At 65.4% G+C, this 20,968-nt stretch carries 18 protein-coding genes; 10 read left to right on the top strand and 8 right to left on the bottom strand.

Features of this window, described 5'->3' with window-relative positions; translation table 11 throughout:
• Positions 1-362, top strand: a 362-nt coding sequence (locus I55_RS18175; protein ID WP_044561992.1) for an EF-hand domain-containing protein, incomplete at its 5' end; no start/stop codon positions are given.
• 215 nt (positions 363-577) lie between these two features.
• Here I55_RS18175 and I55_RS18170 read toward each other — a convergent pair.
• The 5 genes from I55_RS18170 to I55_RS18150 form a co-directional block, all read right to left on the bottom strand.
• Positions 578-2,098 carry a hypothetical protein gene (locus tag I55_RS18170; protein WP_044561991.1) on the bottom strand — a complete coding sequence of 507 codons (1,521 nt, stop codon included), beginning with the start codon at positions 2,096-2,098 and terminating at the stop codon, positions 578-580.
• Positions 2,095-3,162, bottom strand: a complete 1,068-nt coding sequence (galE, locus tag I55_RS18165; RefSeq protein WP_044561990.1) for a UDP-glucose 4-epimerase GalE — start codon at positions 3,160-3,162, stop codon at positions 2,095-2,097. Before galE ends, I55_RS18170 begins: the two co-directional genes overlap by 4 nt.
• A 53-nt stretch (positions 3,163-3,215) precedes the next feature.
• A complete protein-coding gene (locus I55_RS18160) occupies positions 3,216-4,661 on the bottom strand; it encodes an FAD-dependent oxidoreductase (protein ID WP_044561989.1) in 1,446 nt (481 codons plus the stop codon).
• Between the two features lie 176 nt (positions 4,662-4,837).
• Positions 4,838-5,779, bottom strand: coding sequence for an oxygen-dependent coproporphyrinogen oxidase (hemF, locus tag I55_RS18155; RefSeq protein WP_199902638.1), 942 nt, complete (start codon positions 5,777-5,779; stop codon positions 4,838-4,840).
• A 64-nt stretch (positions 5,780-5,843) separates the two neighbouring features.
• Entirely contained in the window at positions 5,844-6,353 is a 510-nt protein-coding gene (locus I55_RS18150; RefSeq protein ID WP_083901217.1) for a tRNA (cytidine(34)-2'-O)-methyltransferase, read from the bottom strand.
• A 291-nt stretch (positions 6,354-6,644) separates the two neighbouring features.
• On the opposite strand from I55_RS18150, the gene petA reads away from it, so the two are divergent.
• The 5 genes from petA to I55_RS33210 all read left to right on the top strand — a co-directional run bounded on the left by petA (position 6,645) and on the right by I55_RS33210 (position 11,154).
• Positions 6,645-7,217, top strand: coding sequence for a ubiquinol-cytochrome c reductase iron-sulfur subunit (petA, locus tag I55_RS18145; RefSeq protein ID WP_044561988.1), 573 nt, complete (start codon positions 6,645-6,647; stop codon positions 7,215-7,217).
• A 23-nt stretch (positions 7,218-7,240) separates the two neighbouring features.
• The gene (locus I55_RS18140) at positions 7,241-8,572 is read left to right on the top strand and encodes a cytochrome b/b6 (RefSeq protein ID WP_044561987.1); all 1,332 of its coding nucleotides are present in this window, start codon (positions 7,241-7,243) and stop codon (positions 8,570-8,572) included.
• Positions 8,572-9,354 carry a cytochrome c1 gene (locus I55_RS18135; protein WP_199902637.1) on the top strand — a complete coding sequence of 261 codons (783 nt, stop codon included), beginning with the start codon at positions 8,572-8,574 and terminating at the stop codon, positions 9,352-9,354. Before I55_RS18140 ends, I55_RS18135 begins: the two co-directional genes overlap by 1 nt.
• A 104-nt stretch (positions 9,355-9,458) precedes the next feature.
• Complete coding sequence (locus I55_RS18130) at positions 9,459-10,010, top strand: DUF924 family protein (RefSeq protein ID WP_044561986.1); 552 nt, start codon at positions 9,459-9,461, stop codon at positions 10,008-10,010.
• A 235-nt stretch (positions 10,011-10,245) separates the two neighbouring features.
• A complete protein-coding gene (locus tag I55_RS33210) occupies positions 10,246-11,154 on the top strand; it encodes a tetratricopeptide repeat protein (RefSeq protein WP_148293818.1) in 909 nt (302 codons plus the stop codon).
• Between the two features lie 4 nt (positions 11,155-11,158).
• Here the strand turns inward: I55_RS33210 and I55_RS18120 are convergent, their stop codons facing one another.
• Positions 11,159-11,554 carry a VOC family protein gene (locus I55_RS18120; RefSeq protein ID WP_044561985.1) on the bottom strand — a complete coding sequence of 132 codons (396 nt, stop codon included), beginning with the start codon at positions 11,552-11,554 and terminating at the stop codon, positions 11,159-11,161.
• A 96-nt stretch (positions 11,555-11,650) separates the two neighbouring features.
• On the opposite strand from I55_RS18120, the gene I55_RS18115 reads away from it, so the two are divergent.
• Entirely contained in the window at positions 11,651-12,412 is a 762-nt protein-coding gene (locus tag I55_RS18115) for a helix-turn-helix transcriptional regulator (protein ID WP_049974248.1), read from the top strand.
• Here the strand turns inward: I55_RS18115 and I55_RS18110 are convergent.
• Positions 12,385-13,296 carry a LysR family transcriptional regulator gene (locus I55_RS18110; RefSeq protein ID WP_044561984.1) on the bottom strand — a complete coding sequence of 304 codons (912 nt, stop codon included), beginning with the start codon at positions 13,294-13,296 and terminating at the stop codon, positions 12,385-12,387. The two genes, I55_RS18115 and I55_RS18110, sit on opposite strands and share 28 nt — an antisense overlap.
• A gap of 136 nt (positions 13,297-13,432) precedes the next feature.
• Between I55_RS18110 and I55_RS18105 the strand changes: the two genes are divergently transcribed.
• The 3 genes from I55_RS18105 (at position 13,433) to I55_RS18090 (ending at position 20,216) form a co-directional block, all read left to right on the top strand.
• A complete protein-coding gene (locus tag I55_RS18105) occupies positions 13,433-14,443 on the top strand; it encodes an aldo/keto reductase (protein WP_044561983.1) in 1,011 nt (336 codons plus the stop codon).
• A 175-nt stretch (positions 14,444-14,618) separates the two neighbouring features.
• Positions 14,619-18,074 carry an SIR2 family protein gene (locus I55_RS18095; protein ID WP_083901215.1) on the top strand — a complete coding sequence of 1,152 codons (3,456 nt, stop codon included), beginning with the start codon at positions 14,619-14,621 and terminating at the stop codon, positions 18,072-18,074.
• 24 nt (positions 18,075-18,098) lie between these two features.
• Entirely contained in the window at positions 18,099-20,216 is a 2,118-nt protein-coding gene (locus I55_RS18090) for a hypothetical protein (protein WP_148293817.1), read from the top strand.
• 47 nt (positions 20,217-20,263) lie between these two features.
• On the opposite strand, the gene I55_RS18085 is transcribed toward I55_RS18090, so the two are convergent.
• Positions 20,264-20,968, bottom strand: a 705-nt coding sequence (locus tag I55_RS18085; protein ID WP_044561979.1) for a redox-regulated ATPase YchF, incomplete at its 5' end; no start/stop codon positions are given.

Below are 20,968 nucleotides of genomic sequence, written 5' to 3'. Positions count from 1 at the left end.
AGGAATACCAGGCGGTGCGCGACCAGCAGTTCAAGGCGCTGGACACCAACGGCGATGGCTGGGTGAGCGAGGCGGAATACACGGCGGAGTTCGAGGCCCGCTGGCCAAAGGAAACTGTGCCGGCCGACCGCAAGGCGCAGCAACTGAAGCAGACCCACATCCGCTTCGTCGCCATCGACCTGGACGGCGACCAGAAGATGTCGCGGGAGGAGTTCATGGCGTCCGGCTGGCGCATGTACGGCTTCCACGACAAGAACGGTGACCAGAAGGTGGATCGGGCCGACGTGGACCTGACCGCCGCCTTCAAGCCCTTGCTGGACAAGGCGAGGGACGCCGGTCCGTCGGCCGGCAAGGCGCCCTGATCTTTCAAGTCGAGTTACATCAACCTCTATCGGTGCCTGGGGAAGCGGCGATGCGGAGCTTGCTTCCTCCTACCAAAGGGCACCGACCAGCCGGTCGGCGGCGCGCTAGTCGTGTGGCGTGACGGGCGGAATGGCGGCCTCCTTTCCCCTTCCGTCGACCGGCTCTTTTTATCGGGCCCCGGGATCAGCGTCCCGGGGCCTCTTTCTTGGGATGCTCAGTTGGGCGGAGAGTCGAGGGTCAGGCGGTACAGATCGTAGTTGCCGTAGTGTGCGCCGGTGAAGCGTTGCAGCAGCTCGTAGCCGATGCCCGCTTCGGTCAAGCCGTGTGCCAGGCCGTCCATCCCCTGGCCGTTCTCCGCCACCAGGTAGGACACGGGGTGCTGGCGCAGGGTGGGCAGCAGCATGGGGCCGATCTTTTCCGTTGGCAGGTTGGGGTTCCGGCGGCGATTCCAGGTCACATGGGTCAGGGTGCACTGGCAGGTCGGGGAATATGTCGAGATGCCCAGCACGGTCGACAGCACCACCCCAGCCTCGTCGCGGTAGGAGATCCAGTAGGCGTCGGACAGGCCGTGATCCTGAATCCAATGGGCCATCTGTTCGGAGTTGGAGAAGGGGCGGCGGAATTCGCCCAGGTAACTGTAGGCGCCCCACAGCGCCCAGACGCCGCAGTAGAGCGTGGCCAGCAGGGTGGGGGCGCCGCCGCGGTGGCGGTACAGCCAGAAGCAGACGACGAAGCCCAGCCACAGGACGCCGACATGGCGGTATTCCGGTTCCTGGAAGACGGCGAAGCAGAACAGGAAGGCGGCCAGGAAATTCAGGCTGTAGAGAGCCAACATGGCGCGGTCGCGCATCAGCACCACGAATGGCGCCAGGGAGAACAGGGTCGCGGCCAGGACCGCCAGGAAGCCATCCACCCACCGGCCCCATTGGCTGGTGATGCCCTTGCCCAGGAAGTATTCGTCGTTGAACTTGTAGGTGCGGTCGAAGGTCAGGCGGCGGAAGACGGCGAAGGCCCCGTCCAGGCCATGGGATATGGGCCGGTAGTCGCCGAAGCCGGCGAAAGCCAAGTCATCCGGGGGGCGGACGGTCCACAAGAAGCCGGCGATGAAGGCGGTATAGAGGGCCAAGCCCGCCGCTTCCCGTCGCAGGGCGGTGATCAGCGAGGTCGCGTGCCAGGCCCGCAGCGCCCGCGTGCCGGCCAGCACCCCCGACAGCAGCAGCGCGAACGCCGAGCAGTTGGCCAGCAGGCCCAGGGTGAGATAGATCAACAGGCGCCGCTGGGGATGCGCACATTCCAGCCAAGCGTACACGAAGGCCAGCAGCATGCCGACGGCGTAATTCCGCGAGATCAATGCCCATTGGTACAGCATGAAATAGCTGGCCATGATCAGCACGCGGTCGCGCTTGGCCAGGGGGGAGAGATAGCCGATGACGCCGATGGCGGCGGACACCACCAGCCAATGCGCCAGCTTGATCATCGCCGGCTTGACGCTGATCCACTGTAGCGGCCAAAGCAGCAGGTACCAGAGGGAGGGGTGGCCCTCATGGCGCAGGTTGCCATACAGCGCCGGCAGCGTTGGGCTGTCCAGGATGATGCGCCAGTTCTGCAGTTCATCGAACCACAGTGGGTGATGCCAGAGGCCGGCCGCCACCAGCGCCATGAACAGCGGGGGCAGCAGCGGATAGAACCGACCGCCGGGCAGTGGCCGATTGAGGATCTGGGCCAAGGCGATCATTCGGGCTGGTCCTGGGCGGGCTGGTCCCCGGCGGGCCCATCTTGGGTGGGGCGGTCGCCCGCCGCCTCGGTGCCCAGCAGGAAGCGCCAGGCGGTGGCGGCGATGGCGTCGATGTCGTCATACTCGGTGGTGAAGCCCAGGATGGCGCGGGCCTTGTCCGGTGCGGCGTAGATGGCGGGCGGGTCACCGGCCCGCCGGGGCGACACCAGGCAGGGCACGGGGCGGCCGGATACCCGTTCCACCGCCCGCACCAGGTCGCGGATCGAGGTGGCGCGGCCGGTGCCCAGGTTCAGGCGTAGCGAGGTGCCGCCGCGCAGCAGATGCTCCAGGGCCAGCACATGGCCGCGGGCCAGGTCGCTGACGTGGACGAAGTCGCGCAGGCAGGTGCCGTCCGGCGTCTCGTAGTCGTCGCCGTTGATGCCCAGGTGGGGCAGGCGGCCCTGGGCCACCATCAGGGCGCGGGGCAGCAGGTGCGGCTCGGGGTCGTGCCACTCCCCAATCTCGCCATCCGGGTCGGCGCCGGCGGCGTTGAAATAGCGCAAGGCCACCGAGCGCAGGCCATAGGCCTGGCCGTAATCCTCCAGCATCTGTTCCACCATCAGCTTCGTCCGGCCATAGGGGCTGATGGGCCGTTGCGGTGCCCCTTCGGTGACAGGCAGGAGGTCCACCGGGCCATAGATGGCGCAGCTGCTGGAAAAGACCATGGCGTCCACGCCGGCCGCCCGCATGGCGTCCAGCAGGCGCAGCGATCCGATGACGTTGTTGTCGTAATAGGCGGCGGGGTCGGCGAAGGAATCCGCGACATAGGCCGACGCCGCGAAATGCATGACCGCGACCGGCCGGTGGTCCCGGAAGGCCTGGGCCAGGGCACCGGTGTCCCGGATATCACCCCGCACCAAAGGGCCCCAGCGCACCGCGTCGGCATGGCCGGTCTGAAGATTGTCGTAAGTGACGGGCAGATACCCCGCGCGGGACAGGGCCTTGCAGGCGTGGCTGCCGATATAGCCCGCCCCGCCGGTGACGAGGACGGGGGGGACGGCGGTGGTGTGGGACAGCGCGGACATGGGGACCGGAATGCTTTGGGGTCTGGGAAGCGGACTGCCGGCGGTAGCGACTGTCAGCCCGTCGTCTTTTCCAGGCCGGTGTCGGTGACCCGCGCGGCCTCTTGATAGTCGGTGTCGGTGTTGACCAGCCACAGGTCGTGGCGGGGCGCGGCGCCTTCGGTCGCGGCCATGATGTTCTCGGCCGCCAGTACGCCCATCAGGATGCTGTGGTCCTGGTTGTTGTATTTGAAGGCGCCGTAACGGCCGATGGCGTGCAGCCGCGGGAAGCCGGACAGGAAGGCCTCCACCGGGGCCAGGTTCTGGCGGTATCCGTGGCCATAGACGGGATAGCTCTTGCCCACCCGCACGATGTGGGCGTTCAGGATGGGGGCACCCCCGGTCAGGCCGGTGGCCGCCATTTCCCGGCGGGCCAGGGCCGCGATGTCGCCATCGGCCGTCGACCACAGCGCGTCATCGTCGTTGCACCAGTATTCCAGACAGACGATGGAATTGGGCGACTTGCCGCACAGGCTGGGGACCCAGTTGCGGAAATTGGTGATGCGGCCGGTCCTCAGGTCGGGGGAGTGGACGTAGATCCACTGGTCGGGGAACAGGCCCGTGCCCTCGATCTCCAGATAGGCCAGGATGGTATTGCGGTAGCGCAGCCGCGCCGCGCAGGCAGCCACCTCTGCGGGCGGGTTCAGTCCGGCCACCAGGGCGGTCAGCGGCATGGATGAGATGACATGGTCGAAGGGGCGGACCTCGCCCGAGGGCAGCTCGATACGCGGCCGCCCGTCCGCATCGAACGTCACACGCCGCACCGGCGTTGACAAGTGCAGCCGTCCGCCCGCGTCCCGCAGCCGCCGGGCCATCGTGTCGTACAGGTCGCCGCTGCCGCCCACGGGATAGGCGAACTGGTCCACCAGGGTCTTGTGCCTGACCGTGCGGGCGCCCAGCAGGGCGGTCTTGATCGCCTCCGACAGGGAGAAGCGCTTGATGCGCTGGGCGGCGAAGTCGGCATCCAGGTCCCGGCAGGAAATGCCCCATAGCTTTTCGCTATACGACTTGAAGAAGATGCTGAACAGCCGCTTGCCGAAGCGGTTGCTGACCCAGCCTTCGAAGGTGCTTTCGTCCTTGTCCGGGAACAGGCGTTGCCAGCCATAGCTGCCCACGCAGCGGAAGGCTTCCACCAGGCCCAGGCCTTTCAGCGCGTTCAGGGCCTTCAGCGGATAGTCGAAGAAGGTGCGGCGATAGTAGATGCGGGTCAGGCGGTCGACCATGTCGTACTCATCGCCGATGACCTCGCGCCAGACGCGGTTGACCCGGTCGTCCGTGCTGAAGAAGCGGTGGGGCCCGTAATCCACCATCTGGCCCCAGAGGGGGAAGCTGCCGGCCATGCCGCCAACCTTGGCGCCGGCCTCGAAAACCTCGACCTGGACGCCCTGGCGGGCCAGGTCGTAAGCGGCGGTCAAACCTGCGGGCCCGGCGCCAATGACACCGACGGTCCTGGAACTAGTCATAAGCGCCCTCTACTCCCCACCCGCCATCCCATCGACACACCGAAACGGGATGCCCGACAACCGCCGCGCCTGGGGAAAGTCCCGTCAGCCCAGGGTCAACCTGCCCTAAAGGGGGCGGGGTTGCCAAGCGCCCAAGGGGGAAGGGGGGTACTTTTTCGGGCTCGGCGGGCGTGGGCTCAGGGCCACTTCACCTCGGGCGGCAGGCTCATCAGGATGGCCTCGATGTTGCCGCCGGTTTTCAGGCCGAACAGGGTGCCCCGGTCGTGCAGCAGGTTGAACTCGACATAGCGGCCGCGCCGCACCAGCTGGTGCTGCCGTTGCGCATCGGTCCAGGGCAGACCCAGGCGGCGCCGCACGATCAGGGGATAGACATCCAGGAAGGCCTGGCCCACCGCCCGGGTGAAGGCGAAATCCGCTTCCCAGTCGCCGGTGGCGTGGCGGTCGTAGAAGATTCCGCCGGCGCCGCGCGGTTCGTTGCGGTGGGGCAGGAAGAAATAGCGGTCGCACCACTCCTTGAAGCGGGCGTAATAGTCGGCCCCATGGGTGTCGCAGGCGGCCTTCAGCGCGGCGTGGAAGGTGGCCGAATCCTCCGCCGTTTCCGCGCTGTCCAGGAACATGGGCGTCAGGTCGGCACCACCGCCGAACCAGGACTCCTCCGTCACCAGGTGGCGGGTGTTCATGTGCACGGCCGGAATGAGGGGGGAGCGCATGTGCGCCACCAGGCTGATGCCGCTGGCCCAGAAGCGGCCGGTGGCCGCCGCCCCGGGGATCTGGGTGCGGAACTCCTCGGAGAAGGTGCCATGGACGGTGGAGATGTTGACGCCCACCTTCTCGAACACCCGGCCGCGCATCAGCGACATGACGCCGCCGCCGCCTTTGGTCTCGCCATCGGCATCCGGGCCGGTTTCGGTGGATCGGCTCCAGGCCTTGCGCTCGAACCGGCCGGGGCCGCCGCCGCCATAGGCGGGCAGGTCGGCCGCTTCATCCTCGATGGCCTCGAACGCGGCGCAGATGCGGTCGCGCAGGTCCTGGAACCAGGCGGATGCCCGGGCCTTGCGCTCCTCGCCCTCCGGCGCGTCTGACGGCAGCAGATTGATGGACAAGGGCAGGTCGGTCATCGATCGGGGTTCCAGAAGGCGTCAGCCGGGGAAGGAAACATCAGGACGGGGAACAGGGGACAGGTCAACGGGGCCAGGCGTCCAGCTGGCGGACCGCCTCGCCCACCACCATGGCGGCAGCCAGGGCGACGTTGAGGGAGCGCAAGCCCGGGCGCAAGGGGATGGCGAGGCGCGCGTCGGCGGCGGCGTGAACCTCCTCCGGCACGCCGGCCGATTCCCGGCCCAGCAGCAGGATATCGTCCGGCTGGAAGACGAAATCGGTGTAGCACACCGTGGCGCGGGTGGTCAGCACCAGCAGGCGGGGGATGGACGCACCCTGCGGACCGGGGGACTGCCCTGCGTCGACCTGGGATTGACCGTTCGCCCGCCGACGCGTCTCGAACGCGGCCCAGGACGTGTGGCGCACCAGATCCACCCCTTCCAGGTAGTCCATGCCCGACCGGCGCAGGCGTCTGTCGTCCAAAACGAATCCACACGGCTCGATGATGTCGATGCCCACATTCAGGCAGGCGCCAAGGCGCATCAAGGTTCCGGCGTTCTGGGGGATGTCGGGTTGGTAGAGAGCGATGCGCACGTGAAAGTAGTCCAGTAAGGTGTTGGAAAGTCTAGCTCTTCAGCCGCAAAACCTTTCGCCGGTGCAGCTAAGAATAGCGTCGCCGCTGCATTCATACGCTTCCCAAGGCTCTAGGGCGCATGTATATGGATTTACCGCGACCGGGCAAGACACCGGCCGTCAACCTTATTCGCTTTGGGCCCGTGCACGGCTGGTCCGCTCGGGTAAGGTTATAAGAACATTGGGAAACCCTTGTGAGGCGGGGCGCCGGGGCGTTTTCAGGTGCCCCCTGACTTCGAGGAGAAGCTTGGTATGGCGGACACGACCCAAACGGCCGGGCACGGGCCGGGGAGCGGCTCTCATGGCGGCGGAGATCCTTCCCGCCGCGACTTCATATACCTGGCCGCCGCCGCGACCGGCGCCGTCGGCGCCGCTGTCACGGTGTGGCCTTTCATCGACAGCCTGAATCCCGCGGCCGACACCCTGGCGCTGGCCAGCACGGATGTCGATCTGGCGCCGGTGCAGGTGGGTCAGTCCATCACCGTCACCTGGCGCGGCAAGCCGGTCTTCATCCGTCATCGCACGCCCGAGGAAATCAAGTCCGCCACCGACGTCAACGTGTCCGAACTGCGCGACCCGCAGACGGACGCCGACCGCGCCAAGAAGCCGGAATGGCTGGTGGTCGTCGGCATCTGCACCCACCTGGGCTGCATCCCGCTGGGCCAGAAGAATTCCGACCCGCGTGGCGAGTACGGCGGATGGTTCTGCCCCTGCCATGGTTCGGTCTACGACACATCCGGCCGCATCCGCAAGGGTCCAGCACCGCGTAACCTGGAAGTGCCCAGCTACGCGTTCAAGACCGACACTTCGATCCGTATCGGCTAAGCCGGACCCCCAGGGAGCGAGATATGGCTCACGGCCCTTCGTCTTCTTTCAAGAATCCGGTGGTCAACTGGCTCGACCAGCGGCTGCCGATCTTCACCATGATCCAGAAGGAATACGGGGTGTTTCCCACCCCGCGTAATTTTCACTACTTCTGGAACTTCGGCGCCATCGCCATGATCATGCTGGTGACGATGATCGTCTCCGGCATCGTGCTGGCGATGCACTACACGCCCAACACCAACCTGGCCTTCAACTCCGTCGAGCGCATCATGCGCGACGTGAACTTCGGCTGGTTGATCCGCTACATCCACATGAACGGCGCGTCGTTCTTCTTCATCGCCGTTTATATCCACATCTTCCGCGGCCTTTACTACGGTTCNTACAAGAAGCCGCGTGAGCTGCTGTGGATGATCGGCGTGGTGATCTTCCTGCTGATGATGGCCACGGCCTTCATGGGCTATGTGTTGCCGTGGGGCCAGATGAGCTTCTGGGGCGCGACCGTCATCACCAACCTGTTCTCGGCCCTGCCGCTGGTGGGCCAGGACATCGTGACCCTGCTGTGGGGTGGCTTCTCCGTCGACAACCCGACACTGAACCGCTTCTTCGCCCTGCACTACCTGCTGCCCTTCGTCATCGCCGCCGTCGTGTTCCTGCACGTCGCGGCCCTGCACGTCACCGGGTCCAACAACCCGCTGGGGGTTGAGCCCAAGGGCCCGCAGGACACGCTGCCCTTCCACCCCTATTACACGGTGAAGGACAGCTTCGGCACGGTGGTGTACCTGGCCATCTTCGCCGCCTTCGTCTTCTACGCCCCCAACTTCTTTGGTGAGCCGGACAACTACATCCAGGCGAACCCGATGGTGACCCCGCCGCACATCGTGCCGGAGTGGTACTTCCTGCCCTACTACGCGATCCTGCGCTCCATCACCTTCGACATCTCCATCCCCTTCACCGGGCTGAAGCTGATCGAGGCCAAGCTGGGCGGCGTCATCGCCATGTTCGGCTCCATCGCCATCCTGTTCATCCTGCCCTGGCTGGACACCTCGCCGGTGCGCAGCGCCCGGTTCCGCCCCATCTTCAAGAAGGGCATCCTGGCCTTCCTGGTGGCCTTCTTCCTGCTGATGTACGTCGGCGCCCAGACGGCCGATGCCGCCTGGCACCTCGGCGGCCTGGAAATCCCACTGGTCTACATCGGCCAGCTCGCCACTCTCGTCTACTTCGGCTTCTTCCTGTCGCTGCCGTTCGTCGGCCTGATCGAGAAGCCCCTGCCGCTGCCGGCCAGCATCGCCAAGCCCGTCCTGGGTGGCGGGGCCTCGTCCGCCGGCGCCGCCGCCAAGCCGATGGAGAAAGCCTGATGCGCCGTCTTCGGTCCCTGATCCTCGCCGGTCTCGTCGCCGTCGCTGCGGCCGCCCCTGCGGTCGCCAGCGAAGAGATGGAGTATCCGAAGAATGAGTGGAGCCACGGGGGCGTCACCCGCGGTTTCAGCAACATCTTCGGCACCTTCGACCGCAAGGCGCTGCAGCGCGGCTTCCAGGTCTACAAGGAAGTCTGCTCCGCCTGCCATTCCATGAACCTGTTGTCGTACCGCAACCTCGGCGCGCTGGGGTACAACGAGGCGGAGATCACCGCTATCGCCGCCGGCTACGACATGACCGACGGGCCCAACGACGAGGGTGAGATGTTCACCCGCAAGGGCGTGCCGGCCGACCGGTTCAAGGCCCCGTTCCCCAATGAGAAGGCCGCCGCCGCCGCCAACGGCGGCAAGGCCCCGCCGGACCTGTCGCTGATCGTGAAGGCGCGCAAGGGGGGGGAGGATTACATCGTCGCCCTGCTGACGGGCTTCGAGGAGGCGCCGGCCGGCTTCACCGTGCCGTCGGGCGGCAACTACAACAAGGCCTTCCCCGGCCATGTCATCGCCATGCCGCCGCCCCTGTCGGACGGTGGCGTGACCTACGCCGACGGCACCAAGGCCACGGTGGAGCAGCAGGCCAAGGACGTGGCCACCTTCCTGGCCTGGGCCGCCGAGCCCAACCTGGAAGCCCGTCACCAGATGGGCCTGAAGGTCATGATCTTCCTGATCGTGCTGGCCGGCATCCTCTACGCCGCCAAGCGCGCCGTGTGGGCGGACCAGCACTAAGCGGGTCATCCCTTGCGGGATTAAAAAGGGGCGCTCCGGGATGACCGGGGCGCCCTTCCTGTTTGATCCGTTCGCGCAGGCGGTACCGAAAAGGAATGGATGGTATGGGTGTGCTGACGGCGGCGGAAGTCTTGGCCTTCTGGTTTGAGGACCTGACGCCGGGCGATTGGTTCGGTGGCGGGCCGGCGGTGGACGCCCGCGTGCGGGACCGTCTGGCCGGCGCCTACCACGCGGCGGCGGAAGGGGCGCTGGACGCCTGGGCGGAGACGTCGGACGGTGCGCTGGCCCTGCTGATCCTGCTGGATCAGGTGCCGCGCAACCTGTTCCGCGATGACGCCTTGGCCTTCGCCACCGATACGCGGGCGCAGGCGCTGGCCAGCCGCGCCGTGGCGCGGGCGCAGGACCTGGAACAGCCGGTGGAGCGGCGGCTGTTCTTCTACCTGCCGTTCGAACATGCGGAGGAGATCGTGCTGCAGGACTGCTGCGTCGCCCTGGTGGGGGAGCGCATCGGGCCCGGCCAGCACCTGGACTATGCCGAGCGCCACCGCGAGGTCATCCGCCGCTTCGGCCGCTTCCCCCACCGCAACGCGGTGTTGGGCCGCACCAGCACGGTGGCGGAGCTGGACTACCTGAACCAGCCGGGGGCCGGTTTCTGATATAGAGCCGAGCGCGTTTAACCGGAAACGCGCCCGGCTCTAAATCTTTGTTCAGCGAGCGGATTCACGCTTCAAAGCGATTCCGCTTTTCCGCGATCCGCTCTACGGGGTGCGGCGGACGGTCGCAGGCCATCCCGCTGGCGGGCCCATTTCAAAGTGGTCCTGTGATGAATCGGCCATCGCCCTTACCATCCCCATCGGCGGGTTCCACCGGACCCATCGCGGGGAGCATGAGATGAGCAAGTACACCAAGGCATTGGCCTTGAACGGAATTTTAATGGGTGTCGGTCTGGGGCTGATGTTGGGGACAAGCGTCCCGGCCTGGGCGGCGGCGACGCCGGAGCAGGTGAAGAAGGCGGTGGACGCTGGCGACCTGCCGGCGGCCGAACACATGCTGCGCGACGCCATTCGGGAGCATGGCGACAGTGCCCGCGCCCATTATGAGTTGGGGGAGGTGCTGGGCATGGAGGGCCGGCACCAGGACGCCGTGGGCGAGCTGGAACTGGCCCGCAAGATCGACCCCACCTTGCATTTCGCGCACAGCCCGGAGACCTTCCAGCAACATCTGACGCGCGAACAGTCCTTCCTGAAGCCGGCGGCGGACCCTGTTCCGCCACCCAAGCCCGCCGCCGCGCCGGTCGCCGCGCAGACGGTGTCCCATCCGCCGGCCCCACCACCCAAGGCCGCCGACGATGGCGGCATGACCACCATCCTGGTGGTGGGCGGACTGTTGCTGGCGGCCCTGGCCATCTTCATGGTGTTCCGCCGCAGCCGTCCGGCTTATGGCGGCGGCTATCGCCCGGCCGCCGGCTCGGCGCCGCCGCCCTACCCCCAGCCAGGCGCGCCGGTCTATGCCCAGCCCGGATATGCCCCGGTGGTGGTCCAGGACAACAGCGGCTCCGGCTTCCTGACCGGCATGGTCGTCGGGGAACTGATGTCCGGCGGCCATCACCATGACACCGTGATCCATGAGACGGTGGTGAACAACGTCACGGAAAACCGGGTCTATGAGACCGAGCGCCGGCCCGACCCCAGCTTCGACTCCGGCAGTTCGTCCAGCGATGGCTGGGGCGGGTCCTCGGACGGTGGTTCTTCGTCCAGCAGCTTCGACAGCGGCAGCAGCAGCGATAACAGCAGCTGGTGAGGTGTCAGAAGAACGCGGCGGCGTAGGCCGGGTCGTATTGCATGGCGCCGACCCGGTTACCTTCCGTATCCTCCAGATAGATCAGGCGGCCCACGCCATCGATGGTGTAGGGCGGCATCGCGATGGTGCCGCCCTGGGCCGTCACCTTGGCCATGATGGCGTCCAGGTCATCCACGCCCACAGTGCATTCAAAGCCCTTCATGCCCGTGCCGGTCACCGGCTCGTGCCGCTGCTGCAGGGCGCCGCCCACGGCCCGCTCCCCCTCCGCTCCGGTCTGGATCAGATAGAAGCCGGGCGGACCCCAGGGCGTGATGCGCCAGTCGAACACCGCCTCATAGAACGCCTTGGCGCGCTCCACATCCTCGGCATGGATGGCGAAGAAGCGCAGGTGGTTGGCCATGGAAGCCTCCGGCTGTTGGGGAATGGCGTGATGATGACGCATCCACCTATGGCCGTCTTGCGCTAGGATGACGATCTTTGTCGTGAAAGCGCCAAGATGGCCGATCCTTTCCTCATCCGCAGCCTGGCCCTGACCTTCCAGGACGGCCACCGGCTGCACGCGCACCGGCATGACTGGGGCCAACTGCTGTATGCCGCGCGCGGCGTCATGCGGGTGGTGGCGGACGGGGTCGCCTGGCTGGTGCCCCCGGCCCAGGCGGTATGGCTGCCGCCCGGCGCGCCGCATGCGGTGGAGATGCGGGGAGGGGTCGCCATGCGCACCCTCTACATCGCCCCGGCCCTGATCGCCGAATTCGACGCCCTGCCGGCCGCCTGCCAGGTGCTGGGCGTGGCGCCGCTTCTGCGCGAACTGATCCTGCATATCGTGGCCGTGGGCATGCTGCGCGCCGACCGGATGGACCAGGCGCGGCTGGCCGGGGTGCTGATGGACCGGCTGCATGCGGCCGAGCGGTTGCCCTTGTCCCTTGTCTGGCCGCGCGACCGCCGCGCCCTGGCGCTGGCCGAGCGTCTGCGGCATGACCCGGCGGACGGGGCGGATCTGGAAACGCTGGGTGCCGCCGTTGGCGCCAGCGCCCGTACGCTGCAGCGCCTGTTCAAGGAGGAGACGGGCCTGCGTTTCGGCGAATGGCGGCAGCAATTACGCCTGCTGCACGCCGCCAGCCTGTTGGGTACCGGCCTGTCCGTGACGCAGGCCGGGCTGGAGGCGGGCTATGACAGCACCAGCGCCTTCATCAGCGCGTTCCGCCGCCGGCTGGGCGTGACACCGGCGCGCTACCGCGCCCCCATCTCCGCCGCGTGATTGTCCCTCATGAAGTCGATGAACGCCCGCAACGGGGCAGGCACGTGCCGCCGGCTGGGATAGTAGAGGTAGGGGCCGGGGAAGGGGGGCAGCCAGTCCTGCAACGCCGGCACCAGCCGCCCGGCCGCCAGTGACGGGGCCAGGAATCCCTCGAAGGTGCAAAACCAGCCCAGGCCCGCTTCCGCCGCGCTGATGGCGATATGGGCGCTGTTCCCCACCAGGGGGCCGTCGGGCATCACCCGCACCACCTCCGCACCCCGCTCAAACTCCCAAGGCTGCACGGCGCTGTCGGCGAAACGATGGCGGATGCAGGGCCGGCCGATCAGGTCGCGCGGATGCTGGGGCATACCCTCGCGGGCGATCAGGTCCGGCGCCGCCGCCAGCACGTAGCGTTGCGGCGGACTGATGGGTACCGCCACCACGTCCTGGGCCAGGGCCTCGCCATACCGGATGCCAGCGTCGAAGCCCTGGGCGAAGACGTCGATGAAGGCGTTGTTCTCGATCACCTCCAGCGTGATGCCGGGATATGCTGTCAGGAAGCGGGGGATCAGGGGGGCCAGGATCAGCCAGGAGACGACGCCCGGCACGTTCAGGCGCAGGGGGCCGGTGGGCGTGTCGCGGAAATTGTTCACCTCATCCAGCGATTCCGCGACCTCGGAGAACACCGGCGCCAGCCGCGCCACCAGGCGCTGGCCCGCCGCCGTCGGCGTGACGCTGCGTGTCGTGCGGTTCAGCAGCCGCACGCCCAAATCCTCCTCCAGCCGCTTCAGCGCCAGGCTGAGGGTGCTGGGCGCCACGCCCCGTTCCTTGGCGGCGCGGCGGAAACTGCGGTGGCGGGCGACGGCCAGGAACAGGTCCAGGTCCGCCAAGTTGGGGGTGGGCATCGCGGGTCCATTGTTCGATTGATCGAACAGTACAGTGACGATTGCCCAGATTATCACGCGGTCAGCTCGGCGGCATAGTCTGCTCCACCCGCCGCCGCGCGGCGGCGCCACCCGTCCTTCCATTAAGGAAAAAGCGATGCTGCACCGTAGCTTGGGCGCCACCGGCCCCACCACTTCCGCCCTCGGCCTAGGCTGCATGGGCATGTCCGATATGTATGGGCCCAGCGATCGGGCGGAGAGCCTCGCCACCCTGCGCGCGGCGGCCGATGCCGGTGTCGTGCTGCTGGACACCGGCGACTTCTACGGCATGGGCCACAACGAGATGCTGATCGGTGACTTCCTGTCCGATCCGGCCTTCACTCACGGCCACAAGCGCGACGATGTGCAGATCAGCGTGAAATTCGGCGCCCAGCGCGACCCGGCCGGCAATTGGATCGGTTTCGACGGCCGCCCCTCCGCGGTTAAAACCGCGCTGTCCTATACCCTGCGGCGCTTGCGGGTGGATCATATCGATGTCTACCGTCCGGCCCGCCTGGATCCCAACGTGCCCATTGAGGACACGGTGGGCGCCATCGCCGACATGGTGAAGGCTGGCTACGTCCGCCATATCGGCCTGTCGGAGGTTGGATCGGGGACGCTGCGCCGGGCGGCGGCGGTGCATCCCATCGTCGATTTGCAGATCGAATATTCCCTGATCTCGCGCGGCATCGAGCGCGACATCCTGGCCACGTGCCGCGACCTGGGCATCGCCATCACCGCCTATGGCGTGCTCTCGCGCGGCCTGATCAGCGGCCATTGGACAAGGGGCCAAGGGCAGGGCGCCGACTTCCGCGCCCACAGCCCCCGCTTCCAGGGGCAGAACCTGGACCATAACCTGGCCCTGGTGGAGGAACTGCGCCGCGTGGCCGATGAAAAAGGCGTCAGCGTAGCCCAGATCGCCATCGCCTGGGTGCTGGCCCAGGGGCCGGATATCATCCCCCTGATTGGCGCCCGCCGTCGCGACCGGCTGGCGGAGGCGCTGGGCGCGCTCGACGTCACGCTGTCACCCGACGACCTTGCCATCATCGAACGCGTCGTACCCAAGAATGCTGCCGCCGGCGACCGTTATGCCGCCCATGGCATGGCCTCGCTGGACAGCGAGCGCTGATCAAGGAGAGGAGAGGCAAGAGCGGCGCACCTAATGGCCCTTTTGACGAGGTGGCACTCCCTCTGTGCGATATTGTATAATATATGAAACAACCCTAGAATGTGTGCCGTGAGGTCGAGGCGGCGGCGGCTCGGCCCCCGGATCTCTATAACAATAATGCTGAAGGGGCGGGCCAATGTCGGTCGACGAAGTCTCCAGACATTGGCCCTATCCGATCAGTGGCCACAACCATGATGGCTATGTTTCCGCCTTGCTCAGCCGAGCATTGGACACGGGCCGCGCTGTCGCCTTTGTTGGATCAGGCGTGTCCATGGCTTATGGGCGCATCAGTTGGCAGGATCTAATTTATGCTGCGCAGAAGCACGTTGATTGGCTATGGCAGAAATATGAAGAAAAAGCGGAAGTCAAACAGTCCCATACCCTGGAGGTCTTGAGAGAGAATCTCGACAAGATTGCCATACGGCGTGGAATTGTTTCGGACACACAGATCCTGCCCACGATTTATCAATTGTGCGAGCGGATCGTGGATGAGTTAAAGCAGATCATCGAGCGGAGCAGCCAACCGGATGACTGGGAGGATGGCTTCGATCTTCGGCGAACAACGGCACAATTGGTCCGTGATGATCTGGGCCATGCGCGCAGCTTGCTGACAGACGCTTTGGCTGACAGTTGGAACCGCAAGGAAGATGCCCGGCAGGGTTTGGAAAAAGCCGTCGATCAACTGTTCAAATCGTATCCGGAGGAAGTCTCCCAGGATCGGGTGGCTCACCATCTCACCAACAGGCTGCTGGGCAAGCTGGTGCGTATCGTGAAGGGAGAAGTGCCGGCTTACCAAGCCATCACTGTCACCGGTGGCTTCCTTGCGGGTGCGCTGACCGATCTCTTGAACTACGCCGAAGGGGAGGCGGAGCACGCCAACCCCGGAGATTTATCCCATCAACCGCTGCTGCCCATTCGGCGGTTCATTTTTGGGGCTCTGCTGCGGGCGGTGCCTTACGACAAGCGGCAGGACGCGTGGAATAACTTGATCGGAAGGCCCAAGGGATACTGCGTGAAGGAGCGGTTATCCCGCCATCAGCGGGTGCCGTTTTCCCGCGATCCCTTGTCGTTGATCCTCGACCGCCTGCGCATCACTCGATTCCTCACTACCAACTATGATCTCGAAATCGAAATGATGTTGGAGGAGCTTGGCTATCGCCTTCAACGAACGTGGAAGCGTGGCGATTCGTCGGCCAGGGGGCAGGCGGGTGATCCGACGGCCAACGCCATGGATTTCACGCCTGGTCGCTCAGCCGATCTGATTGCCTTTTCCTGTCGTGACCGCGGTCGGGAAAAGGGGCCGTCGGCGGAGGTCATGCATCTGCATGGCCAAGCCGACACGCCGGCGGCCATGACCATCGTGGACGACGACTATCACCGGAAATACGTGCGTCTGGGGGCGGAACGTCGCTCCGCCAACAATGCGCTGCGGTTGGGCCTGTCAGCGAATCCCATCCTTTTCATCGGGTTGGGCATGGGTGAGGACGACGTGCTGCGCCCGATGCGGGAATTCATGGGGGAGAATGATGAAACGGAGCGGCTTGCCATCGCCCTTATGCCGGATCTGGAGGACAGCCGGACGCAGCGCGAACGCATCATCCTGCGTCAGCGCTATGGGGTGGAGGTCATCCACTTCGGCCAGGCGTCGATGGAAGACAGAACGGCCCGGATCGCGGATGATGGCAAGAGCCATCCGTGGTTGCGGCAGGTGCTGGGGATCAAGCGGTCGATCGAGGTCTGCCTGTCCGCCTTCGTCAAGGACATGGTCGCCATGGATCCTCAAGAGAGCCGCGGTTCACCCGATAAGATGAAGCGACTGCATATGGTGCAGGATAGTTTCATCCGTAGCGTCGCCAACGCCAAGGCCGACGTTGAGGCGGGCATTCACCGGTTGGGCGAACTGGACCCGGCCTTTATCGATACCACCGGCGGTGACGGCTTGTTGGCGATGCCGGTCCGCTTGGAGGGTATCGTCCTTAACCATACCACCACCGAGAAGCTCGAGATCGGTCTGGAGATCAAGCTTCTCAACGCGTCCATCACCTTCATGCGGCGGTTGGCCGATCAGGTCCCGGAGGCGCCGACCGCCGAGCCCGCCGGGACGTTCTTCGCTGAATTGCGGCACGTCCATCCTATAGTCCAGGCGTACCTGACGGCCCTGCTGGGCGCGGGCGACGCCCTGACTTCTGCCTTTCTGTGCGCTTGCCTGTACCGGGTGCGGTGGGGGCGGGACGATTGGCATATGAATTGGCGGGAGGCGCCGCGGTCACGTGCCGTCAAATGGTCGGACCTGGTCCAGGTTCCACCGAACGCCGCGCTCGAGAAGCAGGCCGGCCTTGAACTCTGGTGCCGCCACTCTACCGTCCTGCCCTCATCCCGCGATCACGGCGATCATCGGGCGCGACAGTTCAGCCGCTTCTACAGAGGCGCCCCGTCACAGACCTTCAACGCATTTGCCGGAGCGCTCAAGCCCTGGACACGGGTGATGCGGCAGGTTCGGGGGCGCCGCGTCCTGCTGCTGCTGGCGCGACGAGGCGTGGGCAAGGGCCATTTCGTCTCCAGCTTGGAGAACAAGATGGATAAGGGCGCCTTGTCCGTCCTGTGGAGACGGATGGAGGGAAAGGGCCCAGGCCATTGGCAGCAAGTCATCTTTTGCAGCCTCATTTTCTCTTCCGAGTTGGGGTCGGTGCTGGATGGCTTGATCGAGCGGCTGTCGGACTTCGTGGTGCACCTGTTCCGACAGAATGCGGAACAATGCAAGGTCATCAAGCAGTCCATTGGAAAGCTGAAGAATGATCGCATTGGGCGTCTGGAGTATGTGGGGTCGATGCTGTCCCGGTCGGATGTGCCGGGTGATGAGCGCATCCTCATCGTCATAAACGGGGTCAGCAACCTGTTCGATGCGGAGGGGGCCCCCAAGAACGGCCAGATCCGGAAGATATTTGGGCTGCTGTGGGGCGAGGATCTGGCCAAAGCCCCGGTGGATTTTGTTCTGGTGGCGGCGGAAGTGAACGTGCCCTGCTTTTTCCGTAAAGGCAAAGGTGCGGCCAAAGCTTGGCCACCGGAGCTGTCGGATCAAACGAGCATCGTGCACATGCCCCGCGAGGGCATGGACGTCGACAGCAAGACCGATGTCCAAGCCCGGCTGAAAGCGGCGGGACTGGAGGTGGCGAAGGAAGACTCCGAAACATTGGGGCCAGAGGTGAAGGAAGGGGCCGTCGCGGATGGAAAGGTCATGCGCGACCTTGTCGGGGTGCATGTGCTGCGGGAGGCGCGCGCCTGTCTGGTGGGGTTCGCCTTCTTCCCCGCAACGACCCTGATGCTGGCCTTGTCCCTGGTATCACGATCGGTGGGTGGGCTGGCGAAGATCGCCGCCGGAAAAGATGGACCTGCCGTGGACTTCCTATCCATCGCGTTCGAATGGCGCGTCCGGCGGGCCGTCGAAAAGCTGGTGGGCATGGCGGACTATGATCCGCTGCCCAAGTCGCTTATCCCCGACCTGATCACCATGCTGGCCTATGTGCTGATTCTCGCCGAGAGCCCTGATGCCGTTAGTAAGGTATTAACAGAATTCAAAAATGAAGGCAGGTAGTTTTGACATAAATGTGAGCCTTAAATGGCTGAATATAAAATAAATATTGATATAGATGCTGGAGATCTTAAAAATATCAGCAATCAAGTTGATCAGCGTTTCCAGGAAATTTATAATTCCGTAGGGCGTGGCCGTTTCGCCCTTTCTGTTCTTTTGGCGAGTATGTCGGAACATTTTCTTGAGGGGTTTGAGGGAGAAGGTGCGGGAACGGGTAAGACACAAACCTGGGATTATTGCGAACAGGCACTGGACAGGCTGATACGCTATCTCGACCGGGTGCTGGCCGATCTTAACATGCCGGGGGACCGCAGCCGGGATGACATGGTGATCGAACATGCCCTCAAGCGCTTGCGCCGCCGGCATGAGCGGGGGCTGCCGTGGCCTGATGGTCGTTCCGCGCTTAAGCTCGCCGTGGGCGAAGTCAAATCGGGGATCAAGGCGCTGGAGGCGCAACGGTCCATCCTCTGGCATCTGGCGGTCATCGGTCAGCCGGTGACCAGCCAGGTCCTGGCCGACTGCCCGCTGTTGCGGGAAAAGCTGATGGGGGCCATGTCCCTGCCTACTGGTGCGGTGAAGGACGATGCGGCGGTCCTGGCGGCGCTGGAGGCATTGCTGGAGATTCTGCATCTCCGCTGCCTGATTTTCCGGGTGAACAGCTCACCCAACCGTTATAGCCTTCATCGCTTGGTTCAGCGTCACTTCTTCCGATCGCTGGGGGCGCCCTTCGTCGAATACCCCTATGCCGACCAGTACACGATCAGCTTGTACGCCACCCAGCCCAATGAGCTGCCGACGTTGGAACCCGACGCCCATCGGGACCTCAGGCTGACGGTGGCCGGCCTCATCGACTTCCCACTCTACAGCCGTCCGCAGAGCGACGATGAGGTTCTGCTGAATTCGGCTGAACCGGTTCCTGCGGATAAGGAGGAGGCGCTATTGGCCCGGCGCGCGCGCAAGCTGCGGGCGGCGTTGGGCATTTTGCGGTCGATCTATTCCGTTGCGGTCATTGCCCGATTTGATGATCGCCACGCCAACGAGCTGCCCAGAGAGTCACAGGTCGGCTTTTTCGAAGGCCACCGGCAACTGGTCCGGTGGATCATTCGGAAGGCGGTCGCATGGGACCATGCGGTGGAGAGGCTGCCCCTATCGGCTGGGCTGGGAGAAAGGATGCAGGCCCTGCGTCCTTTCTACGCCGAGGATATCGCCTGGCTGTTCAATGAATGCGGGGTCTTGAGCTATGCCCAGGGCCGCATCGCCGATGCCGCCTTCACTCTGGATTTAGCCCGTCGTTTTGTCGAACAGAACCTTGAGCCTTTACCAGATGGTCCTATCCGGGCCCGGATCGCCCTGAATCGCGCGGCGGTGGACATCGATGCCGGCCGGGCGTTGCGTCGCAGCAGCGATACGGTCATGGCCATGCAGAGCCTGGCGGCGCGGGAATGGGAACATCCGGTTCCCCGGCTGCTGGCCAGAGGGTACCTCGCCCTGGTCGGGCGCTGGCGGGGCGACGCCCGGGGGGTCGGCGAATTCCAGGCGGTCATTGATGGCCTGCGAACCCTGGGGCGCAGCCGGGGGGCCTCCATGTTCGCCCGCCACTTGGCGGCTTTGCACCGGGACGAGACCGGTTTCGATGCGGCACGTAAGGCCATCGATGACGCGGTCAGGCTGGCCCTTGACGGGCGACATGAGGATATCCGCCAGGCGGCATTGATGACCGCCCTCTCAATTACCTTCCACAGCCTGCGTGGCAGCGGTCGTAGCGAGGATGACCGGCATCGCGGCATGGAGCGCTTGCGCCATGAACTGACGGCGATCGACCTGTATGCCGAAACCATGGGCCTTCCCCGGCTGACGGCGGAAGTCCTGACGCTGAAAGGGGAGATCCAGTTGACCGGTGGCGATTTCGATCGGGCGGGCGAGGATATCATCCGTTCTTTGCAGATCGCGTCGCTGCATGACATGCGCTTGCGCAAGCTCACGGGGCTGGTGCTTCTGGCACAGATCGAAGCCCGACGCAGCCCCGAAGGGGTGACCGCCCTGCTGGAGCTGGCCAAGGACATCGCGAGCCGGATCGAGGCGCACGCGGCGAACGCCCACTATGACCAGATCCTGAGGGAGTTCGACCCGAAGCTGTCGCATTGACCGGAATGCCGCCCGCCCCTTGGGGCGGACGGGCGGCATCCTGTTGGTCAGACATTAAACCGGAAGTGGAAGATGTCGCCGTCGTGGACCAGGTATTCCTTGCCCTCGATGCGCATCTTGCCGGCTTCCTTGGCGCCGGCTTCGCCGCCCAGGGTAATGTAGCTGTCAAAGTCCACCGTCTCGGCCTTGATGAAGCCGCGCTCGAAATCGGTGTGGATGACGCCGGCGGCTTCCGGGGCCTTGGCGCCGCGGCGCACGGTCCAGGCGCGGGCTTCCTTCGGGCCGACGGTGAAGAAGGTCAGCAGGTTCAGCAGGCCGTAGCCGGCGCGGATCAGGCGGTTCAGGCCCGGCTCCTCCAGCCCCAGGGAGGCCAGGTACTCCGCCTTGTCTTCATCCCCCAGCTGCGACAGCTCGGACTCGATGGCGGCGGAGATGACGACGGATACGGCACCCTGGGCCTTGGCCATCTCGGCCACCTGGGCCGACAGGCTGTTGCCGGTGGCGGCCGAAGCCTCCTCGACATTGCAGACGTACAGCACCGGCTTGCCGGTCAGCAGCGCCAGCTGGCGCCACAGGCCGCGCTCCTCCTCCGACACCTCGACCGTGCGGGCGGGCTTGCCGTCGCGCAGCGCCACCAGGGCGCGCTCGATCAGGTCGGCGACGATCTTGGATTCCTTGTCGCCGCCCTTGGCCTTCTTCTGCAGGGCGGGCAGGCGCTTCTCCAGGCTGTCCATGTCGGCCAGCATCAGCTC

Source organism: Azospirillum sp. B4 (assembly GCF_000333275.1).
GTDB lineage: Bacteria > Pseudomonadota > Alphaproteobacteria > Azospirillales > Azospirillaceae > Nitrospirillum.
The sequence above is the reverse complement of the archived record's forward strand: the minus strand, read 5'-3'. Positions and strand labels throughout refer to the sequence as shown.

Excerpts from the sequence above, each read along its gene's own strand:
- I55_RS18170 (WP_044561991.1), bottom strand. The coding sequence starts at position 2,098 with ATGATCGCCTTGGCCCAGATCCTCAATCGGCCACTGCCCGGCGGTCGG.
- I55_RS18090 (WP_148293817.1), top strand. The coding sequence starts at position 18,099 with ATGGCTGAATATAAAATAAATATTGATATAGATGCTGGAGATCTTAAA.
- I55_RS33210 (WP_148293818.1), top strand. The coding sequence starts at position 10,246 with ATGAGCAAGTACACCAAGGCATTGGCCTTGAACGGAATTTTAATGGGT.
- I55_RS18130 (WP_044561986.1), top strand. The coding sequence starts at position 9,459 with ATGGGTGTGCTGACGGCGGCGGAAGTCTTGGCCTTCTGGTTTGAGGAC.
- I55_RS18105 (WP_044561983.1), top strand. The coding sequence starts at position 13,433 with ATGCTGCACCGTAGCTTGGGCGCCACCGGCCCCACCACTTCCGCCCTC.
- I55_RS18160 (WP_044561989.1), bottom strand. The coding sequence starts at position 4,661 with ATGACTAGTTCCAGGACCGTCGGTGTCATTGGCGCCGGGCCCGCAGGT.
- galE (WP_044561990.1), bottom strand. The coding sequence starts at position 3,162 with ATGTCCGCGCTGTCCCACACCACCGCCGTCCCCCCCGTCCTCGTCACC.
- I55_RS18120 (WP_044561985.1), bottom strand. The coding sequence starts at position 11,554 with ATGGCCAACCACCTGCGCTTCTTCGCCATCCATGCCGAGGATGTGGAG.
- hemF (WP_199902638.1), bottom strand. The coding sequence starts at position 5,779 with ATGACCGACCTGCCCTTGTCCATCAATCTGCTGCCGTCAGACGCGCCG.
- I55_RS18135 (WP_199902637.1), top strand. The coding sequence starts at position 8,572 with ATGCGCCGTCTTCGGTCCCTGATCCTCGCCGGTCTCGTCGCCGTCGCT.
- I55_RS18110 (WP_044561984.1), bottom strand. The coding sequence starts at position 13,296 with ATGCCCACCCCCAACTTGGCGGACCTGGACCTGTTCCTGGCCGTCGCC.
- I55_RS18115 (WP_049974248.1), top strand. The coding sequence starts at position 11,651 with ATGGCCGATCCTTTCCTCATCCGCAGCCTGGCCCTGACCTTCCAGGAC.
- petA (WP_044561988.1), top strand. The coding sequence starts at position 6,645 with ATGGCGGACACGACCCAAACGGCCGGGCACGGGCCGGGGAGCGGCTCT.
- I55_RS18095 (WP_083901215.1), top strand. The coding sequence starts at position 14,619 with ATGTCGGTCGACGAAGTCTCCAGACATTGGCCCTATCCGATCAGTGGC.